The sequence below is a fragment of the Chelativorans sp. YIM 93263 genome, from assembly GCF_028767125.1.
Taxonomy (GTDB): Bacteria; Pseudomonadota; Alphaproteobacteria; order Rhizobiales; family Rhizobiaceae; genus Chelativorans.
In genome coordinates this window covers 206507-226516 of the sequence record NZ_JAKCWP010000002.1, presented here as the reverse complement: position 1 = coordinate 226516, position 20010 = coordinate 206507, and the positions used below count along the sequence as shown (strand labels likewise).

General features: G+C 58.7%; 17 protein-coding genes. 7 read left to right on the top strand and 10 right to left on the bottom strand.

What is annotated here, in order from left to right:
* Positions 1-208 precede the first annotated feature (208 nt).
* Complete coding sequence (locus tag LY631_RS05255) at positions 209-1453, top strand: MFS transporter (protein WP_274424080.1); 1245 nt, start codon at positions 209-211, stop codon at positions 1451-1453.
* Entirely contained in the window at positions 1450-2820 is a 1371-nt protein-coding gene (gene gltX, locus LY631_RS05250; RefSeq protein ID WP_274424079.1) for a glutamate--tRNA ligase, read from the top strand. The genes LY631_RS05255 and gltX overlap by 4 nt, the downstream gene beginning before the upstream one ends.
* On the opposite strand, the gene LY631_RS05245 is transcribed toward gltX, so the two are convergent.
* From LY631_RS05245 to LY631_RS05230, 4 genes are all read right to left on the bottom strand, one after another.
* Positions 2738-3805 carry a DUF2865 domain-containing protein gene (locus LY631_RS05245; RefSeq protein ID WP_274424078.1) on the bottom strand — a complete coding sequence of 356 codons (1068 nt, stop codon included), beginning with the start codon at positions 3803-3805 and terminating at the stop codon, positions 2738-2740. The two genes, gltX and LY631_RS05245, sit on opposite strands and share 83 nt — an antisense overlap.
* A gap of 156 nt (positions 3806-3961) precedes the next feature.
* Positions 3962-6253, bottom strand: a complete 2292-nt coding sequence (locus LY631_RS05240) for an NADP-dependent malic enzyme (protein ID WP_445082852.1) — start codon at positions 6251-6253, stop codon at positions 3962-3964.
* A 38-nt stretch (positions 6254-6291) separates the two neighbouring features.
* On the bottom strand, positions 6292-7134 hold the full coding sequence (locus tag LY631_RS05235) for a fumarylacetoacetate hydrolase family protein (protein WP_274424076.1): 843 nt from the start codon (positions 7132-7134) through the stop codon (positions 6292-6294).
* A 47-nt stretch (positions 7135-7181) separates the two neighbouring features.
* Entirely contained in the window at positions 7182-7961 is a 780-nt protein-coding gene (locus tag LY631_RS05230) for an SDR family oxidoreductase (RefSeq protein WP_274424075.1), read from the bottom strand.
* A 124-nt stretch (positions 7962-8085) separates the two neighbouring features.
* Here LY631_RS05230 and LY631_RS05225 point away from each other — a divergent pair, with 124 nt between their 5' ends.
* Entirely contained in the window at positions 8086-8901 is an 816-nt protein-coding gene (locus tag LY631_RS05225; RefSeq protein WP_274424074.1) for a UDP-2,3-diacylglucosamine diphosphatase, read from the top strand.
* A gap of 15 nt (positions 8902-8916) precedes the next feature.
* Here LY631_RS05225 and LY631_RS05220 read toward each other — a convergent pair whose 3' ends face one another.
* Positions 8917-9768, bottom strand: a complete 852-nt coding sequence (locus LY631_RS05220; RefSeq protein WP_274424073.1) for an SDR family oxidoreductase — start codon at positions 9766-9768, stop codon at positions 8917-8919.
* Between the two features lie 124 nt (positions 9769-9892).
* Here LY631_RS05220 and LY631_RS05215 point away from each other — a divergent pair, with 124 nt between their 5' ends.
* Entirely contained in the window at positions 9893-10075 is a 183-nt protein-coding gene (locus LY631_RS05215; RefSeq protein WP_274424453.1) for a DUF3008 family protein, read from the top strand.
* 7 nt (positions 10076-10082) lie between these two features.
* Here the strand turns inward: LY631_RS05215 and LY631_RS05210 are convergent, their stop codons facing one another.
* The 5 genes from LY631_RS05210 to LY631_RS05190 form a co-directional block, all read right to left on the bottom strand.
* Complete coding sequence (locus tag LY631_RS05210; protein WP_274424072.1) at positions 10083-11471, bottom strand: alpha,alpha-trehalose-phosphate synthase (UDP-forming); 1389 nt, start codon at positions 11469-11471, stop codon at positions 10083-10085.
* Complete coding sequence (locus LY631_RS05205; RefSeq protein ID WP_274424071.1) at positions 11468-13249, bottom strand: glycoside hydrolase family 15 protein; 1782 nt, start codon at positions 13247-13249, stop codon at positions 11468-11470. Before LY631_RS05205 ends, LY631_RS05210 begins: the two co-directional genes overlap by 4 nt.
* Before the next feature lie 2 nt (positions 13250-13251).
* Complete coding sequence (gene otsB, locus LY631_RS05200; RefSeq protein WP_274424070.1) at positions 13252-14115, bottom strand: trehalose-phosphatase; 864 nt, start codon at positions 14113-14115, stop codon at positions 13252-13254.
* A gap of 439 nt (positions 14116-14554) precedes the next feature.
* Entirely contained in the window at positions 14555-15745 is a 1191-nt protein-coding gene (locus LY631_RS05195) for a pyridoxal phosphate-dependent aminotransferase (RefSeq protein WP_274424069.1), read from the bottom strand.
* An 86-nt stretch (positions 15746-15831) separates the two neighbouring features.
* The gene (locus LY631_RS05190; protein ID WP_274424068.1) at positions 15832-16431 is read right to left on the bottom strand and encodes a helix-turn-helix domain-containing protein; all 600 of its coding nucleotides are present in this window, start codon (positions 16429-16431) and stop codon (positions 15832-15834) included.
* Positions 16432-16549: 118 nt separating this feature from the next.
* Between LY631_RS05190 and LY631_RS05185 the strand changes: the two genes are divergently transcribed.
* From LY631_RS05185 to LY631_RS05175, 3 genes are all read left to right on the top strand, one after another.
* On the top strand, positions 16550-17260 hold the full coding sequence (locus tag LY631_RS05185) for a nitroreductase (RefSeq protein ID WP_274424067.1): 711 nt from the start codon (positions 16550-16552) through the stop codon (positions 17258-17260).
* Positions 17261-17505: 245 nt separating this feature from the next.
* On the top strand, positions 17506-19230 hold the full coding sequence (ilvD, locus tag LY631_RS05180) for a dihydroxy-acid dehydratase (RefSeq protein WP_274424066.1): 1725 nt from the start codon (positions 17506-17508) through the stop codon (positions 19228-19230).
* Complete coding sequence (locus LY631_RS05175) at positions 19217-20008, top strand: tetratricopeptide repeat protein (RefSeq protein ID WP_274424065.1); 792 nt, start codon at positions 19217-19219, stop codon at positions 20006-20008. Before ilvD ends, LY631_RS05175 begins: the two co-directional genes overlap by 14 nt.
* The last annotated feature ends 2 nt before the right edge of the window (positions 20009-20010 follow it).

The window sequence follows — 20010 nt, the reverse complement described above, 5'->3', positions numbered from 1 at the left end:
CGCAAAGACCATAAACGCCGCAGGCAGATTCTAGCGTCGCTCACCCAAATGTTCAGCGGCAGGTCTCTTCTACGTTCTTGCGGCCAAGCGCGTTAAATCCGCGGAACTGCTGCGCGCCTTGCATTGTTTCGAATAGAGTTTACGATATTGGCGCGTCGATTCCGGCATCCGTTGCGGCTCCCGACCGCACCTCCCACAGAGATCATCAATGGCGTTTATATATTTCCTTCGCGAGAACGCCCGCTGGCTCGCCGGTGGCTTCTTGCTCACTTTCTTTTCGTCATTCGGGCAGACCTTTTTTATCTCCTTGTCCGCCGGAAATATCAGGGAAGAGTATGGGCTTTCTCACGGTGGATTCGGGATTCTCTACATGGTGGCGACGCTCGCCAGTGCGCTGACACTGCCGTATTTCGGGCAGATCGTGGACCGGTATTCGCCCAGGAAGGTGACGCTTATCATCGTGCCCATGCTGGCGCTCGCGTGCGTTTCCATGTCGGTGTCCAGCTCCATCGCGGTCCTTTGTATTACTATCTATCTGCTTCGCCTGTTCGGGCAGGGAATGATGACGCAGAACGCCCTTACAGCGATGGGGCGGTGGTTTTCCGCTCAGCGCGGGCGCGCCGTTTCCATCTCGGTACTGGGGCATAACACCAGCGAAGCATTGTTGCCCATTGCTTTCGTGGCGCTGGCCTCTCTGGTGGGCTGGCGCAACGGATGGTTGATCGGCGCGGCGGCATTGTTGATTTTTGCGCTGCCGGTCATCACCTGGCTTATGGCGGTGGAACGGATGCCGCGGTCGAGTGATCCGGAGCCGCGCGTGACCGCCGCCCACGAATGGACGCGCGGTGAGGTTCTGAAGGATGCTCTGTTTTATCCGCTGCTTCTGGGAGTCATGGCCCCGGGCTTCATCAGCACGACCATTTTCTTCCATCAGGTCTACCTCGTTGAAATTCGCGGGTGGTCGCTGGAAGTATTCGTGTCCTTCTTCCCCTTCCTGGCGGTGACGACGGTTATTTTTTCACTTATTGCAGGACAACTGATTGACCGCTTTTCGGCCGTTGCATTGTTGCCCTCGTTCCTCGTGCCCTTGGGGCTGGCCTGTCTCGTACTCGCTTATTTTGAAGCGCAGTGGAGTGGTTTTGCGTTCATGGTTCTGCTCGGCATTTCGTACGGCTTTTCGCAGACCTTGTTCGGTGCCCTGTGGCCGGAAATTTACGGGACCCGGTATCTCGGGGCCGTGCGTGCGATCACGGTGGCTATTCTGGTCTTTGCCACAGCGATGGGCCCTGGACTTACGGGCTTTCTGATCGATCTCGGTGTTTCATATACGCTGCAGATCGCGATGATGGGGCTCTATTGCCTTGCGGCCGCGGTTCTCATGCTATTCGTATCGCGTCGACTGGCCGCGCGAGCCTTGCAAACGGGCGAAGCCTCCGGTACCTCGACGCCATGAGTGTAACAGTCCGCTTCGCGCCGTCACCGACGGGGCAGATTCACATAGGCAATGCGCGTACCGCGCTGTTCAACTGGCTTTTTGCAAAAAAGGCGGGCGGGTGTTTCATTCTCCGTTTCGATGACACCGACGCCGAGCGGTCCCGTCAGGCCTTCGCAGAGCAGATCGTATCCGATCTGAAATGGCTGGGCATTGCGCCGGATATGGTCGCGTACCAGTCCGAGCGGTTCGAACGCTACGCTCGCGCGGTGGATGCGTTAAAGGAGAAGGGGCTGCTCTATCCTTGTTACGACACGCCGGAGGAGCTGGAGCGCCGCCGGAGGATTCGGCTGTCGCGGCGCTTGCCGCCGGTTTATGGCCGCGAGGCACTGAAGCAGTCGAAAGAGGAAAAGGCTGCACTCGAGGCTGAGGGACGAAAGCCGCACTGGCGTTTCCTGCTGCCCAACCATGATGGCGATCCGCTGGCGCCGCGCCGCACCGAGGTTCAGTGGGACGATGTCGTGCGAGGCCCGCAGAGCGTCGACCTCGCCTCGATGTCCGATCCGGTGCTGATCCGTGGTGACGGGACCTATCTCTACACGCTTCCGTCTGTGGTCGATGACATCGAGATGGGGGTGACCCACGTGATCCGTGGCGATGACCACGTGACGAATACCGGCGCGCAGATTGCTCTTTTTGAGGCTCTGAGCGCTGAGGCGCCGGAGTTCGGCCACCACAATCTTCTGACGACAACGACAGGTGAGGGGCTCTCGAAGCGTACGGGCTCACTGTCGATCGCGGGTCTCCGGGAAGACGGCATCGAGCCGATGGCAGTCTCCTCACTTGCGGTCCTAATCGGCACCTCGGAGGCGGTCTCGGCCTGCCACGATATGGAGGAGCTCGCAGGGCATTTCGACCCCGTTTCCAGTTCCCGCTCGGCTGCCAAGTTCGATCCGACTGAGCTTCGGATCTTGAACCGCAGCCTGGTTCACGCGATGTCATTTTCGGAGGTCGCGCCACGGCTTGAGGCGCTGGGCATTACCGGGCCGAAGATCGAGGCGTTCTGGTACGCCGTTCGCGGGAATCTGGAGACAGTGTACGAAGCGCGGTTCTGGTGGGACATTGTTACTGAAGGGCCGGGAGAGGTCGACCTTCCGGAGGAAGACCGTCAGTTCATTCAAGTCGCGTTGAATCTGCTGCCGCCGGAACCGTGGGATCGCGATACCTGGCGCAACTGGACAAGCCAAGTGAAGGCCGACACGGGGCGCAAGGGCAAGGCATTGTTCAAGCCGTTGCGTATCGCGCTCACTGGACGGGAAGCCGGTCCGGATCTCGCAGATCTATTACCTCTGATGGATCGGGAAGGAATTTTGGCCCGACAAGCCTAACTTGCCGCTCCTCCGGCGGAGGCAGCTGCCGTGGTTCGGCGGAGACTTTTTGCGGCTCGCTCGGCCGGCGAGGCGCTGGCTGAGGTATGGGTACATCCAATATTTGTCCGTCCTCATCAGATGAAGGCCGGAGGGCTGCGGTTGTTTCCATGCTCAGGCCGGGTCTGTCTTCTTTGTCATCCATGGCAACGGAAAGGTCCGAGGTGGCCGGTGAACAGCCACAGCTCGGCCGGAAGCCGCTTTGACGGTAAGAGAAAGCGGTGCTGAGTTTCTGATAACGTTCATCATTGCGATAGGAGATCATCTGGTCGCTTTCCTCGCCCGGACGGTGAACATAAAGGGCCACGTCCGTGCCCGGGCAGCGCTTGTGGCATGTCTCCTCGTCGCGTTCGAAGTGCTCTCTCGGCACGGAGAAGGAAATCGGGAAATAATAGCCGTCGCATAAACGCACGCACATTGTGCGGTACGTCTTACCCCGTCTTGCGGGCGCTTGGGGTTGTGTCTGCTTCGGTTTTGCGGCTTGCTGTTGCGCCGGTGCCCGTTTCGGCTTTGCTGCTTTCTGTTGCGCCGGGGCCTGCTTCTTCGTGGTACGCTGACCGCATCCATTCGCCCGCATTTTTGCGCGAATTTGCTGACGTTGTTGCTCGGCGCTGCCACCTGTGGACTGACCGCTTTGCAGTGAGGCAAGTTCACCAGACATGCGCTGGATCGATGCGTTGAGGGCGGAACACTCTTGGCTGCGCTTGCCAAAAAGAGCGCCGCATCGCTTCTGGTGGGCAGTACTGCGAGCCTGATCGAGCTTACGTTTCAAGCTGGCGATCGCTGCACCCGATCGACCACCGCCGCTCGACACCGCAGACAGCTGCGCTTGCAGGTTGCGGCACACACGCGATTGAGCAGACGTATCGGCGGTCAGCGATAAGAAAATTATCGTGGACAGAGCCAAAGCGGCTGCAGAAACAGGAGTCGCTTTTGAAAGGCCCATCCGCACCCCCAGAATGAGCTAAAGCCATTCTTCTCACCCCTCCCATTCGCCGGTGCAACTTTTCGTTTCATCAACGGCATATGCATCCTGTGGTAGAAACATTAACGACAAGTTATAGCAGCGCCGGTGAGCTTGATGCGGATCGATTTTGATTAGCTAGCTTTGCAGGACTTCGACAGCGGCAAGAGCCGTCATATTCACCACTCCGCGCGAGGTAACGGATGGGGTAAGGATGTGAGCCGGGCGCGCCGCACCGAGGAGGATCGGACCGACGTGGAGTGCGTCCGTCATCGCCTTGACTGTCGTCAGGGTGATGTTGGCTGCGTCAAGGTTGGGAAAGACGAGAAGATTTGCCTCACCGCTCAACGCGGAATGGGGAAAGACGCGTTGCCTCAGGGTCTCGGACAGGGCGGAATCGCCATGCATTTCACCATCGACCGATATCTCTGGATGTTCGCTGTGCAGGATGCTCAAAGCCTCGCGCATCTTAAGGGCGCTATGTGAATCGCGGGACCCGAAATCCGAGTGCGAGAGCAGTGCCGCCTTGGGGTCTATACCGAAGCGGCGGATTTCCTCTGCCGCGAGCACCGTCATCTTGGCGATCTCGGCTGCTGTCGGGTCGAGGGTGACATAGGTATCGGTGAAGAACATGACGTTCTGCTGGGTGATCAACAGAGACAAGGCAGAAAGGTCACGTACATCCTCGCGCCGACCGATGATCGTTTCGACATAGCGCAGATGCCGCTCAAAACGACCTTCCAGACCGCAGATCATCGCATCCGCCTCGTCGCGCATCATGGCCAGGGCGGCGATGACCGTAGTGTTCGTCCGCACCAACGTGCGTGCTACCTCGGTGGTAACACCACGCCGGCCGGCAATGCGGATGAGTAGGTCGACATAAGCGCGATAGCGCGGATCGTCTTCCGGGTTGATGATCTCGAAATCCTTGCCCGGCCGGATCTTTAGCCCGTAACGTTCAAGTCGCGTTTCAACGACCTGTGGGCGACCGATAATAATCGGCTCCGCGAGTCCTTCTTCGAGCACGACCTGAGCCGCGCGCAACACGCGCTCGTCCTCGCCGTCAGCATAGATAACGCGTTTCCTACCCGCCTGCTTGGCGGCAGAAAAGACAGGTTTCATCACCAGGCCGGAGCGGAAGACGAAACGGTTCAGCCGGTCGAGATAGGCATCCATGTCTTCGATCGGCCGGGTTGCCGCACCCGATTTAATGGCAGCCTCGGCGACGGCCGGCGCGATCCGCAGGATGAGTCGTGGATCGAATGCAGAGGGAATGAGGAAGTCGGGCCCGAATATCGGCGTTTCGGAGGAGTAGGCGCGGGCGGCGACATCGGAAGGCTCTTCGCGCGCGAGTGCAGCGATGGCCCGTACGGCCGCCAGCTTCATCTCTTCGTTGATTGCGGTGGCACCCACGTCGAGCGCACCACGGAAGATGTAGGGGAAGCAGAGGACGTTATTGACCTGGTTTGGATAATCGGAGCGGCCAGTGCAGATCATGGCATCCGGGCGGGCTTCGCGCGCGACCTCCGGCATGATCTCCGGTATTGGATTCGCGAGCGCCAGGACCAGCGGCTTGTCCCCCATCTTCGACAACATTTCGGGCTTGAGCACGCCGGCCGCGGAAAGCCCGAGAAACACATCGGCATCGCCTATAACTTCATCTAGCGTGCGCGCGTCCGTGTCCTTGAGGTAAGGCTCTTTCCAGCGATCCATCTCCTCGACACGGCCACGATAGGCGACGCCGTAGCGATCGGTAATCCAGATATTTTCGATCTGTGCGCCGAGCTGGACCAGCAGGTTGAGGCACGCGAGGGCGGCGGCACCCGCGCCGGAAGTGACGATCTTGGCCGTGGCAATATCTTTTCCAGCAAGCTCCAGCCCGTTGAGAACAGCGGCCGCGACGATGATCGCGGTGCCGTGCTGATCGTCGTGAAAGACCGGAATGGACATCCGCTCCTTCAGCCGCTCTTCCACCTCGAAGCATTCCGGCGCCTTGATATCCTCGAGGTTGATGCCGCCGAAGGTAGGCTCCAGCGCTGCAACCGTTTCCACCATCTCATCGATACCGGGCGCGTTGATCTCGACATCGAAGACATTGATATCGGAGAATTTCTTGAAGAGGACGGCCTTGCCTTCCATCACCGGCTTTGATGCCAGCGGGCCGATGTTCCCGAGCCCCAGCACAGCGGAGCCATTCGACACGACACCAATAAGGTTGGCGCGAGTCGTGTAAAGCGCAGCCGCTTTCGGGTCGTCGCGGATTTCGAGGCACGGTGCGGCCACGCCGGGCGAATAGGCAAGTGCCAGGTCGCGCTGGTTACCAAGAGGTTTGCTTGAGTGGATGCCTAATTTCCCCGGAATGGGGTAACGGTGGAAAAAAAGGGCAGCTTCGTCAAGCTCGGATTCCTTGTCCTTATTTTTCACGACTATTTGCTCCGTGAGTTGCTGCTGCCCGTGTTTTCGGGAGATTATCGGGTGATCACGCGCTGGCGTTGTTCGCCTAGCCCTGTGATTCCCAGATGCATTTCGTCTTCCGCTCTCAAGAAGACCTGTGGGGTCTTGCCCATGCCGACACCGGGCGGTGTACCCGTTGTGATGACGTCACCCGGTTCAAGAATCATGAACTGGGAAAGATATGAGATGATATGCGCGACGGAAAAGATCATCGTCTTCGTATTGCCCGTCTGCATTCGTTCGCCGTTGACGTCGAGAAACATATCAAGGTTCTGCGGATCGTTTACTTCATCCGGCGTTACGATCCACGGACCGAGAGGCCCGAAGGTCGGCGCACTCTTGCCCTTGATCCACTGACCTCCGCGCTCGGCCTGGTATTCCCGTTCGGATACGTCATTACAGATCGTATAACCGAAGACGTGGGAGAGTGCATTCTCCTCCGAAACATAATCGCAGCGTTCGCCGATGATGATGGCAAGTTCCACTTCCCAGTCGGTTTTGGCAGAGCCTTTTGGCAGCATAACGTCGTCGTTTGGACCCGAGAGCGAGCTCGGCGCCTTGGAGAACACGATAGGCTCGGAGGGTACCGGCAGGTTCGACTCGGCGGCGTGGTCGGCATAGTTCAGGCCGATTGCGATAAAATGGCCCGTGCGGGCAAGCGGCGCACCAATCCGTGTCATCTGCGGGACTTGCGGCAGAGACTCGATGTCTGCGGTGGAGAGGATACGCGCCAGGGCCGGCGAAACGGTTTCCGGCGTATAATCAGCGACGAGAGACGAGACGTCGCGAATGCTTCCGTCGGTGTGAATAACAGCCGGCTTCTCCGAGCCCTTGTTGCCAAAACGCAAGAGTTTCAAGACATTCCTCCTCTATGAGCAGCAGCCCCGCAGACGGGATGAGATCGTCAGAACGCGCTCGTGTAAAGCCCGCCATCTACCGGAAAATTCTGACCGGTCAGGTAACCGGCATGGACAGAGCACAGGAAGGCGCAAAGTTGACCGAACTCCTCAGCCGTCCCGAAACGGCGAGCGGGGATTTGTGCCGCTTGTTGCTTTGCCTGCTCATCGTAGGTCATTCCCGCCTTTTGCGCACCGTAGCGAATGCCCGCGTGCAGACGTTCAGTGTCCATTTTTCCAGGCAGTATGTTGTTGATCGTAACGTTCTTGTCGGCGACCTCACGCGCCACGCCGGCGAGAAATGCAGTAAGACCGGCGCGGGCGCCCGAAGAAAGATCGAGCCCCTGAATCGGCATGTAGACGGAAAGTGAAGTGATGTTGACGATCCGGCCAAAGCCTCGTTGTGACATCCCGTCAATCACCGCCTGAATGAGCTCCAGCGGGGTGACCATGTTCTGCGTCACGCCCTCAAGCATGTCGTTGCGCGAGAGTTCGTGGAAGCCGCGGCGCGGCGGCCCGCCATTGTTGTTCACCAGAATGTCGGGCGAAGGACAGGCGTCGAGCAAGGCCTTTTGCCCGTCTTCGGTGGAAACATCAGCTGCGACTTCCGCTACGGAAACGCCGAAACGGTCGCGTATCTCTTGCGCTGTCACTTGTAATGAGTCCGGATCGCGTCCATTCACCACCAGATTACAGCCGGCCTCCGCCAGCGCCATGGCGCATCCGCGTCCCAGACCGCGGCTCGAGGCGCAAACAATTGCGCTGCGCCCTTCAATACCAAGATTCATCGTTTCTCCCCCAGCGAGAGTTCTCCTGCTCGTCTACCTGTAGCCGCTCGTCGAGGCAACCGTCACATGCCTGTGACATGAATCAAGGCATAGGGGGCGTGCCCGCATGAACGGATGATCGTATATGCCTGTCACGCCCCGATTCCATCGCACGATTTTTCTTTCCGACACTCACCTTGGCTCCAAACCGGCCAAGGCGGAGTATCTTATCGACTTTCTTCGCTACCACGACGCGGAGACGATCTATCTGGTCGGCGATATCGTGGATGGATGGCGCCTGCGTCGCTCATGGCATTGGCCGCAGGCGCACAATGACGTCGTGCAGAAACTGCTGCGCAAAGCGCGCAAGGGCGCAAAGGTCATTTATATCGCCGGGAACCACGATGAGTTCCTAAGGGCATTCCAGGGCGTTCATTTCGGGGGGATCGTCGTCGCCGACCGGGCCATTCATGAATCGGCCGATGGTCAGCGCTTCCTAGTTATTCATGGCGATCAGTTCGACGCGGTCGTGCACAATGCCCGCTGGCTCGCCAATCTCGGCGACAGGGCCTACGACGTAGCAATCGTTATCAACCGCCTGGTGAGTGTATTCCGGCGACTGCTTGGCCGTCCTTACTGGTCGTTTTCTTCATGGGCGAAGGTGAAGGTAAAGAAGGCGGTGCAGTTCATCTCCACGTTCCAGAATGTGCTGGCCCAGGAAGCCAGGCGGCTCGAAGTTGACGGCGTCATCTGCGGCCACATTCATCATGCGGCAATGGAGGACATCGACGGCGTCCGGTATATGAACACCGGCGACTGGGTGGAGAGCTGTACGGCCCTTGTGGAAGGCTTTGACGGTCGCTTCGAAATCATCACCTGGGCGAGTATCGCACAGGCCAAGGAAGCGGCGAGCCGGAGCCGGGAAGATATAGTGGTCGAACAGCCCGCCGAAGCGGCTTAGAGGAAGGGGAGGGCACTACCCTCCCACAAGTGTTCCACCGTTTGGATGCAAGACCTGCCCTGTCATGTAGGAGGAATCCTCGCAGGCCAGAAACAGCATGCAGGGTGCAACCTCATTCGGTTGACCCGGACGGCCCAACGGCACGTTCTTTCCAAACTCGGCTACCGAGTCGGCGGGAAATGATGCGGGAATGAGCGGTGTCCATATGGGGCCTGGCGCGACGCCGTTCACACGAATGCCTTTCGATGCGAGATTTCCCGACAATGCGCGAACAAAGGCGAGAATCGCTCCCTTTGTGGAGGCGTAATCCATCAGCACCTGTTGGCCCTTATAGGCTGTTACGGACGTGGTGCAGATGATTGATGCGCCTTTCTCCAGGCGGGGTAGAGCTGCACGCGTTATGTTGAACATGCCGAAAATGTTGGTCTCATAGGTGCGCTTGAGCTGCTCGTCGGAGATGTCCGTCAGTTCTTTCTGGTAGTGCTGTTCGGCCGCATTGTTGATCAGAACATCGATCTTGCCGAAGTGATCGAGGACGGCGTTGATGAAACGCTCCGCGAACTGGCGATCGCCGATGTCTCCAGCCATCGAGAAGACTTCGCCGCCTTCGTCTTTCACCAATCTTGTTGTTTCGGCTGCGTCTTCCTCCTCATCTTTATAGAGGAAAGCGATTTTCGCGCCCTCACGAGCAAACAGAATGGCCGTGGCGCGGCCGATTCCGGAGTCTCCGCCGGTAATAACGGCAACCTTGTCCTTTAGACGTTCCGAGCCGCGGTAACGCGGCGAGTAATCCGGACGCGGATTCATTTCGTGCTCGTCGCCCGGCTGGTGATCCTGGTGTTGTTCCGGAAGTGTTTTGTCGCTCATGGCAGTGCCTCTTCGCTGGTTTGGCGGAAGAACACGGCGCGGCGTCGACATGTTCCCGAAAAGCACGGAACTTTCAGTGGCCTGCACCACTTTTCCAGATAACAGTACAGAGATGGAGGCTGAGATGCCCGCTAGATCCAAACAACAGCAGAAGGCCGCGGGGGCCGCGCTCTCGGCGAAACGTGGTGAAACACCAAAGTCGAAGCTGAAGGGCGCCTCCCGCAGCATGGAAGAATCCATGAGTGAGAAGGAACTGGAAGAAATGGCTGAGACGGAACGGAAGGATCTGCCGAAGAAAAAAGACTGACAGAGCTTCAGGCGGTTTCCTTCGTCTTTCCATCCTCCAGCGCCGCCATGAACGTACTGAGCCAATAGGCGGAATCGTGTTCGCGAATGCGCTCCATGAGCGCCTTCTGCCGGTCCTGCCTCTCAGCCAAGGGCATGGTAAGCGCGCGGCAGAGGTTTCGTGCCATATCGTCCACATCGTACGGATTGACGATCAATGCCTCGCGCATGTCCTCCGCTGCGCCAGCGAACTTGGACAGGACGAGGACGCCCGGATCGTCCATGGCTTGGGCGGCAACGTATTCCTTCGCGACGAGATTCATACCGTCACGCAGGGGAGTAACAAAACCCACCTGGCTGGCGCGAAATAGGGCGGCCAGCGCATCGCGCGGCACCGTACCGTGAATGTAGCGGACGGGCGTCCAGTTGAAATCGGCGAAGCGCCCGTTGATTTCCCCTGATAACGCCTCCAGCTCCTTGCGGATATCGATGTAGGCTTCGAGCTCTTCGCGCGTGGGAGTGGCGATCTGCATGAGCGCCACCGATTTACGCATCTCGGGGTAGAGCTCGAGAAGCCGGGCAAAAGCGCGCAGGCGATCCGGAAGCCCTTTTGTGTAGTCGAGGCGATCGACGCCGATAACTTGGCGGCGGCCCAAGATTTCGCGCCGCTTCATCTCGATCTGCACTTCCTCATTGGGTTGCTCGGCCATACCCACAAAAGAATCGACATCGATTCCTATCGGGAAGCAGCCCCCGATGACTTCGCGCGTGCCGAGATCAATCCGGCCGTCGGATTTGATCTCGCAACCGAGATGGTCCTCGACGTAATGGTGCAGGTTTCCCAGGTCGGTATTCGTCTGAAAGCCGACGACGTCGAACTCGAGCAGACTTTCAACCAGCCAGCGGTGCCGCGGAACCGCCGCCAATATCTCCGGTGGCGGGAAGGGAATATGCAGGAAGAAACCGATGCGCTGCTGGCACCCACGTTGCCGCAGTTCGGCAGCTAACGGAATCAAATGGTAATCATGAATCCAGATTACGTCGTCCGGCTGTAGAACGGAGGTTAGCGCATTCGCAAACTTGGCATTGACCCGGCGATAGCCTTCGAGAAAGGCGGTCTTGTATTCAACCAGATCCAGCCGATAGTGAAACAACGGCCACAGCACGCGATTGGCAAAGCCTAGGTAATATTCAACATAATCCTGCTCGGTAAGCGGGATGGTGGCTTGCGTAACGTCGCCAATCCGCTGGATTCTTGGTTCCGGTTCTTCCTCGTACTTGAGGGTCTGGCCGTCCCATCCCATCCAAACTCCACCGCGGCTGCGCAACGAATCCGCAAGACCGACAGCCAAACCGCCAGCCTGTGTGGATCGCTTCAGGTCGGCGACACGATTGGATACGACGACAAGCCTGTTCACACGACGCTCTCCCAAGGTTTCGATAGTCTTCTGGCACCGTTGATAATACCTACCATCGAATAGGTCTGTGGGAAATTCCCCCACATTTCTCCGGTGACGGGGTGCGTGTCCTCGGAGAGCATCCCGAGACTGTTGCGGGTTTCCAGCAATGCCTCGAAGATCTCGCGTGCTTCTTCATCCCGTCCGATTCTGGCCAAGGCATCAAGACGCCAGAACGCACAGATGTTGAAGGAGACTTCCGGCGGTCCGAAATCGTCGGCGGCTTCGTAGCGTTTCATATAAGGACCGGTCGCGAGCGCCTTTTCGAGCTGGTCCACCGTGCTGACAAAGCGCGGATCACGGGGATCTATGAAGCCGACTTCCGCCATCAGGAGGATGCTTGCATCGAGAGTGTTACCACCAAAGCTTTCTACAAAGGCCTTGCGCTTCTCCGACCATGCTTCGGTCAGAATGCGCTGCCTGATCTCCTCCGCCCGCTCTCGCCAGTAGCGAACACGCGCATTTTCTCCGAGGCTTGAAGCGATATGAGCCAGCCGATCGCAGGCAGCCCAGCACATCAAGCTCGAAGATGTATGAACGCGCGAGCGTGACCGGAGTTCCCACATGCCTGCATCGGGCGTGTTATGAAGCTTGTATGCTTGCTCTCCGGCCACTTCCAGAAGCTGGAAGTCGGATAGGCTGGGCTTCATCTGAATGCGCTTATCGAAGAAGATCTGCGCAGCTCCGAGGATGACATTTCCATAGGCATCGTGCTGGTAATGCTCGTAGGCCTGGTTGCCGATGCGCACCGGACCCATGCCGCGGTAGCCAGAGAAATTGTCGAGAATGCTCTCGGTCAACTGGCTTTCTCGGCCAATTCCGTAGACCGGTTGAATGTGGCCGCCGTCCGCATCCGCCACCAAATCCATCAGATAGCGGAAGTAGTTTTCCATTGTCTGGACGGTGCCAAGGCTGTTCAGCGCGCGCACCACGAAGAATGCGTCACGCACCCAGCAGTAACGATAATCCCAATTGCGGCCACTGTCGGGTGCTTCGGGTATGCTTGTGGTCATAGCGGCGATAATCGCGCCCGTCGGTTCGTAGGTACAAAGTTTCAGCGTTATGGCCGCCCGGATCACCGCTTCTTGCCATTCGAAGGGCAGGGCGAGACTGCTCACCCAATTGTACCAGTACTTGCAGGTGCGCTCCTCGAAGTCATGCGCCGTATTGGTGACGTCGCCTTCAATCGTTTCATCTGGACCCAGAATGAAATCCACAGGGGTTGTCAGATTGAAGGATGTCTCATCGATAACGTAATCAAGAGGCGCATCGGTACTCACCCGCAGTGTCATATCAGGCCCGACATAACGGATATGATTGGAGCCACGCGTCTTCTGCGGGCGCACGGTTCCATGGGCGAAAGTCGGGCGCATACGCACCGTGATACGCGGCGTTCCGGAAATGGGGCGCAGCCGGCGTATAAGCGTTTGCGGACGGAAAATGCGATCGCGCCAGAAAAAACGCGGCGCGAAATCGACGATCTCCAGAGAACCGGACGAACCGTGCAGGCGCGTGCGCAGGATCGCGGTCTTTGGGTCGTAGGACTGTTCGGTTTCGACCAGTCCATCAAGCTCTATGGAAAACATGCCCTCATCGGGATCTTCCACGCCGGCAAGAAGAGTATTGAACACGGGGTCGCCGTCGAAACGGGGAAGGCAGCACCATACGACGCGTCCTTTCGGATCGATAAGGGCGGAGAACCCGCAATTTCCTACGGCGCCGAGGTTGAGTGTCGTCACGATTATGAACCTTGTTTTGTCAACTGCCGAGCGTCGAAATTATCTGCCAGCCGCCCGAGCCATTTGCGAAAAGCGTCGGTATTTTCGCTGCGGTACCCTGCGGCGGTGTCTCCATTGCCGATCTTGATGGATACGCCGTTCTCTCGCGCAATTTCATGAAAGGCGTCTTCGTCGGTCACGTCGTCCCCCGCAAAAAGTGGCAGGCGGCCGCGGAACGGAGATTCCTCCATGAACGCGGCGACTGCATCAGCCTTTGTTGCACGTCCGCTTTTGACTTCGATCACCATCTTACCAGGCAGGATATGTAAACCCTTCAGGTCACCAACGGCTTCATGCACCGTTTCTGAGCAAGCCTCGGCAAGCTCCGGGCGTTGGCGAAAGTGAAGCGCAATCGACCCCTGTTTGGTCTCAAACACTGTTCCAGGATTCCGATCGGTAAACTCTTTCAGCTTGCCGGCGATCAACGAGATTACGTGCTCATCCACTGCTTCGGTACTGATTTTACCTTCCGCGGTCCGCCGCTCGAGCCCGTGAACACCGGCAACGGGCAGTCGAAGGGGAGCCAGAAAGCGGTCGATATCGTTTATTGGCCGTCCCGTCACTATGGCCAGCGCTCCGCTCGTGCTTTCTTCAAGGCGGGCTAGCACCTTGCGTGTAGGAAGCGGAACCGAAACAGCGTCTGGCCGTTCGGCAAAATCGGCCAGCGTTCCGTCGAAATCCAGGAAAAGCGCTGTGCCCTCCGGATCCAGTTCCGCGAGATCGAACGATATTAAAGGAGCAGGTGTTCCGGCCATATTATTCTTAAAAATACGGAATCGCTGAATCTTTAGACACGGCCAGGGCGATGCTATGCCATGATCGGCCAAATCTGAAGGAAACCGCCGCGGTGAGTACAGGAAAATGCCCGACGGCCGAATCTCGCCGCAGATAAAACCGTTTCACCTATTCGGCAAGGGGCAAAATGGAGTTGAATATGAATGGCTTCTCTAAATATTTCGCCCTGGGACTTGGATTGCTGGTCCTCTCGCCGTTGTTCGCACAGGCACAAGGCCGTCCGGATGTGCGGAACATGAGCTGCGGAGAGGCACGTTCGCTCGTACGACAACAGGGCGCAGCTGTTCTGACCACTGGTCGCCATACGTATGATCGATTCGTCTCCAGCGAACGTTTTTGCCCTATCGGCTATATTACCAGGCGCGCTTACGTTGACACGCGTGATGCTGCCGGTTGCGCAATCGGTTACACCTGCGAAGTGGATACGAGAGATCGGAACGACTGGTGGTTGCGCTTGCGGCGCTGAAGCCGTTACTCCGCCGCCTCCCGGCTCCCTGCGGCCTCGATGAAGCGGCATAGCCTGCCGGCTGCCTCGCGCAGTACCGGCTCCTCCTGAGTCATGGAGATACGAATGTGACCCCGTGCGGCCTCTCCGAAGCTGGGCCCCGGCATAACCGCCACCTTCTCGCTTTCCAACAGTGCCCGGGCGAACGCTTCGGCATCGCGCTCTATCTGCGAGATGTCCAGCATGACATACATTCCGCCGTCCGATCCGCGAACGGTAACGCCTTCGAGGTCACCGATCGCCTCGAGGAAAATTTGTCGGCGTGCGCCATAGCGCGCTGCAATCTCCTGCACACCGGCATCGTTTTCCGCAGCTATTATCGCTGCGCGGGAAACGAAATCCACAAGACCATAGCTGGAGACGAGGTTCAGGGCGGTGAGTTGCTCAATCATTTCCGCAGGGGCGGTGAGCCAACCAACCCGCCAGCCTGTCATCCCGTGGCTTTTGGAGAGCGAGTTCACGACAATGGTTCGTTCCTTCATGCCGGGGAGCGAACGGGGAGAGATGTGTTCACGGCCGGCGCAAAAGGTCCAGTAAACCTCATCCGAAACCAGCCATAGGTCGTGACGGCGGCAGAGTTCGGCGATCGCTTTCAGAGTTTCGCGCGAATAGACCGCCCCTGTCGGATTATTCGGCGAATTGATCAGGATCATGCGCGTTTCCGGTCGGATGGCATCGGCAATGGCGTCCGCCCTCGGCTCAAAGCCATCCTCCGCATAAGCCGGTACTTCGGTAACGGTTGCGCCGGCGGCACGCATCGTGCCCGGATAGGTCGCGTAATAGGGAGATATGATGATGGCATGACTGCCGGGGTCCAGCAATGCCTGGCAGGTGGCGAACAGGCCCCCCTGTCCGCCTTGGGTAACGATGACCTCTTCCGATGACGTCTCGACGCCCGTGCACCGGGTGGAAAGCCTGGCCAAAGCGTCCCTTAAGCGGGGGAGCCCGGGAAGTTGGATATAATGATGATAGCCGCTCCGCAGTGCGTCCACGCATGCTTCAATCGTGGGTGAGGGTGTATCGAAATCGTGATCGCCGACGGACAGCATAAGAATGTCCTCACCGGCTTGTTTGCGCGTCATCGCCTCAATATGAACTTCCCAGCCGTTCTTGCCGGAAGGCATGAGCCCGGAAATGCGTTTTGAAGGCTTCGGCATGCGGTTCCCCAATCGAGAATTGTCCAGCCAAGGCGATCCGTCAATGCGTGGGAATTGTCAAGCCCGCAGCGTTTCGGGCGATGAGATCAGTAAACAGGTGGAGAGACGACCCAGATGATCACCGCCGGGGCGTCGGCGCGATTGCGCCAGCAATACGTCTCCTCGCGGACGCGGAAGCTGTCGCCTTCCTCGAGCTGATACCAGCGACCGGCGATTTCGAGCTCGAAACTGCCTGACACCACATAGCCGGCTTCCTCGGTTGTGCGCTTGCGCGGCTGCGCCTGAGCGGTTCCGCTTGCAAACTCGCAGCGGATGATCTTGAAGCGACCGCCCAGATCGGGCGAGAGTAATTCCTCCATCACGCCCATCTGGCCGGCGGCAAGGCGGCGGCGCCTATGTGCGCGAACTACAACCTGTGCCTCACCCTCGTCCTTCTCATCAGGGCTGAGAAAGAAGCTGACCGGAACTCGAAAGTGATTGGCCAAAGCCTTGAGGTCGGCCAGGCTCGGCAGGGAGATCCCCCGTTCGACTTGGCTGAGCCATCCGACAGAGCGCCCAAGCTGTGCGGACAAACCTGCCAAAGTCAGACCGCGTGCCTTTCGCAAGCGCCGAATATCGCCAGCGAGAAGGCGTAGAGCATTTCCTTTAAGGTCCGGCTCGGCGCTGTCGGAAAGAGGCGTGGACATTATGAAAATTCCCTCTGGATATTCATCAAACCGGCCTGTATGAAAAAATCAAGTGGGAATTTCACGCGGCGCCGGCGTGAGCACCGCTTTGAGGCCGGCCGACCCCGAGGACGACAGCATGTTGGCACCGGACGAGAGAAGAACGGACGCGAAGGCCGCGGTGCTCGTTGATGAGGCCATTACGTCACGTCGCTCTGTCCGTGCTTTTTTACCCGACGCAGTTGATGAAAAGTCCATCGAGGACATTCTGCGCGTCGCCTCGCGCGCGCCATCCGGCACGAATATGCAGCCCTGGAAGGCGTATGTGACCACCGGTAAGGCGAAGGAAAGGCTTTCCGAGGCCATCCTTTCCTCCGGCATACGTCCGGAAAAGGTAGTCTGGGACGAATACAAATATTATCCGGACAAGTTCTTCGAGCCATACCTCAGCCGGCGCCGCGCGGTCGGCTATGCGCTCTACCGGCTTCTTGGGATCGGCCGTCGCGAGGTGGAGCGCATGCGAGCTCAGCATGATCGCAATTTCGTGTTCTTCGATGCACCGGTCGGCATGATCTTCACCATCGATCGGCGGCTCAACAAGGGATCGTGGGTCGACCACGGCATGTTTTTGCAGTCGATCATGATCGCTGCGCGGGCGAGGGGACTGCACACCTGCCCTCAGGCGGCATTTGCTCCATATCACCGGTTTATCCGTCCCATTCTCGGAATTCCGGATGAGGAGGTGGTCGTTTGCGGGATGGCTCTCGGCTACGAGGATAGCTCCAAACCCGAAAACCGCCTGCGCAGCGAGCGCGCAGATCTGGACGAGTTCGTAACCTTCGTTCGCTGAGCCGGGAACTTCACCATCGGGTAGAAACTGTCTCGCCGGCTTTCGCATATGTCGGTCGGCGGCTCTACATCCACACGATCTGTGGCGAATCGGCAACAGTCATAAAACATACAATGCGCTACAAGGGCGGCGGGGGACGACGTCAATTTCCCGCCATAAACCCGGCGCACGCAATATGCTTGGCGCGCCACAATGAAGAAGCGTGTCGGAAGAGAGAGGCTGCGTTTTCGCAGCATTAGGTGATCATGGACGCTCGAGCGATTTCGAAAGCAAAACTGCCCAGTCGTCATGTTACGGAAGGGCCATCTCGTGCCCCGCACCGGTCGTATCTATACGCCATGGGACTTTCCCGTGAAGAGATCGACCAGCCGCTGGTCGGTGTTGCGACGTGCTGGAATGAGGCCGCTCCCTGCAACATTTCGCTGATGCGTCAGGCTCAGGTGGTAAAAAAAGGCGTCGCCTCCGCAAACGGTACACCACGCGAGTTCACGACCATCACCGTGACCGACGGTATCGCGATGGGCCATCAGGGCATGAAAGCCTCGCTCGTGTCGCGCGAGGTGATCGCCGATTCCGTCGAACTGACCATGCGCGGCCATTGCTACGATGCTTTGGTCGGCCTGGCCGGCTGTGACAAGTCGCTACCCGGTATGATGATGGCGATGGTGCGGCTCAACGTCCCCTCGGTCTTTATCTACGGCGGTTCGATCCTGCCCGGCTCTTATCGCGGTCGTCAGATCACAGTGCAGGACGTCTTCGAGGCCGTCGGCCAGCACTCGGTCGGCTCGATTTCCGACGACGACTTGACGGAGATCGAACAGGCAGCGTGCCCGTCCGCCGGCTCTTGCGGGGCCCAATTCACCGCTAACACGATGGCGACTGTCGCTGAGGCGATCGGCCTAGCGCTGCCGTATTCCTGCGGCGCGCCGGCACCTTACGAGATGCGCGACCGCTTTAACTACGCCTCGGGCGAAAAGGTTATGGAACTTGTCGCGAAGCAAATCCGACCGCGCGATATCGTTACCCGTGAGGCGCTCGAAAACGCTGCGGCCGTTGTCGCCGCTTCAGGCGGTTCGACCAACGGCGCGCTGCACCTGCCGGCCATTGCCCACGAGGCGGGCATCAAGTTCGACCTCTTCGATGTCGCCGAGATCTTCAAGAAGACGCCTTACATCGCGGACCTGAAGCCAGGTGGAAAATACGTCGCGAAGGATATGTTCGAGGCGGGCGGCATTCCGCTTCTGATGAAGACGCTTCTGGAGCACGGCTATCTCCATGGAGACTGCATGACGGTGACCGGCCGCACTATCGCCGAGAACATGGAGCGCGTACCGTGGAACGACGATCAGGACGTCGTGCGCCCAGCCAATCAGCCGATCACGCCGACGGGTGGTGTTGTCGGCCTGCAGGGCAACCTGGCTCCCGACGGCGCGATCGTGAAGGTTGCAGGCATGAAGGATCTCAAGTTTTCCGGACCTGCGCGCTGTTTCGATTCCGAGGAGGAGTGCTTCGCAGCGGTCAAGGAGCGCAGCTACAAGGAAGGGGAGGTGCTCGTCATCCGCTATGAAGGACCGAAGGGCGGTCCTGGCATGCGCGAGATGCTTGCAACCACCGCAGCGCTCTACGGCCAAGGCATGGGAGACAAGGTGGCTCTCATCACGGACGGCCGCTTCTCCGGCGCTACGCGCGGCTTCTGCATCGGCCATGTGGGACCGGAAGCCGCGGTCGGCGGTCCGATCGGGCTGCTGCGCGACGGCGATATCATTACGATCGATGCCGTTGAAGGGACGATCACCGTCGATCTGAGCGACGAGGAACTTGCGACCCGGCGCAAGGAATGGACCTCGCGCGAGACTGACTATCAGTCGGGCGCTATCTGGAAATATGCGCAGACGGTGGGTTCAGCTCGCTACGGCGCAGTAACTCATCCGGGCGGTGAGAAAGAAACCCACTGCTATGCAGATATTTGAACGCATAACGAGCGGAGCGCTTTTCGTTACCCTCGTCCTGGCGGGCGGGGCCCCGGCAGGTGCGTTCGATGGCGAAAGCGTCGCACAAGAGGGGCAGAGCCCTTTGGCGGTGTTTCGCTCCGGATTCTCAGCGTATGAACGCGGTGAAAAAGAGGAGGCCGTGGAAGCCTACCGCTACGCCGCTGAAAACGGCCAGGTCGGTGCGCGCTGGAAACTCGGTCGCATGTATGCCGAGGGTGATGGAGTCACTCGCAACGATTACGAGGCGTTCAGGTTCTTTTCCGAGGTTGCCCGTCAGGATGTACCGCCGGGCAGCCACGAAGAAAGCTATGTATCCGATGCGCTGGTCGCGATTGCCGGATATCTGAGGACCGGCATTCCTGACGCCCCAGTCACGGCCAATCCCGCCGCTGCGCGAGAATATTATATGCGCGCGGCGGCCACCTACCGCAATCCAAACGCGCAGTTCGAGCTTGGCCAGATGTTTCTTCAAGGCGAGGGCGGGGCGAGAAACGTGCAGCAGGCCGCTCGGTGGCTGCAACTTGCAGCGGAGAAGGGACATGCGGGAGCACAGGCCACGCTTGGGAACCTTCTTTTCCACAGCGGTCATGTCGTGCGTGGGCTGGCGCTGATGACAACGGCTCTCGAACGAGCCTCTCCTTCTGATACGGGCTGGATCCGGACCATGCAGGAAGAGGCCTTTGCGCTTGTCGGTGAATCCGACCGGCGTACGGCGATCGCCCTTGCGGAGGATTACCTGACCAACGGGATCGAATAGGC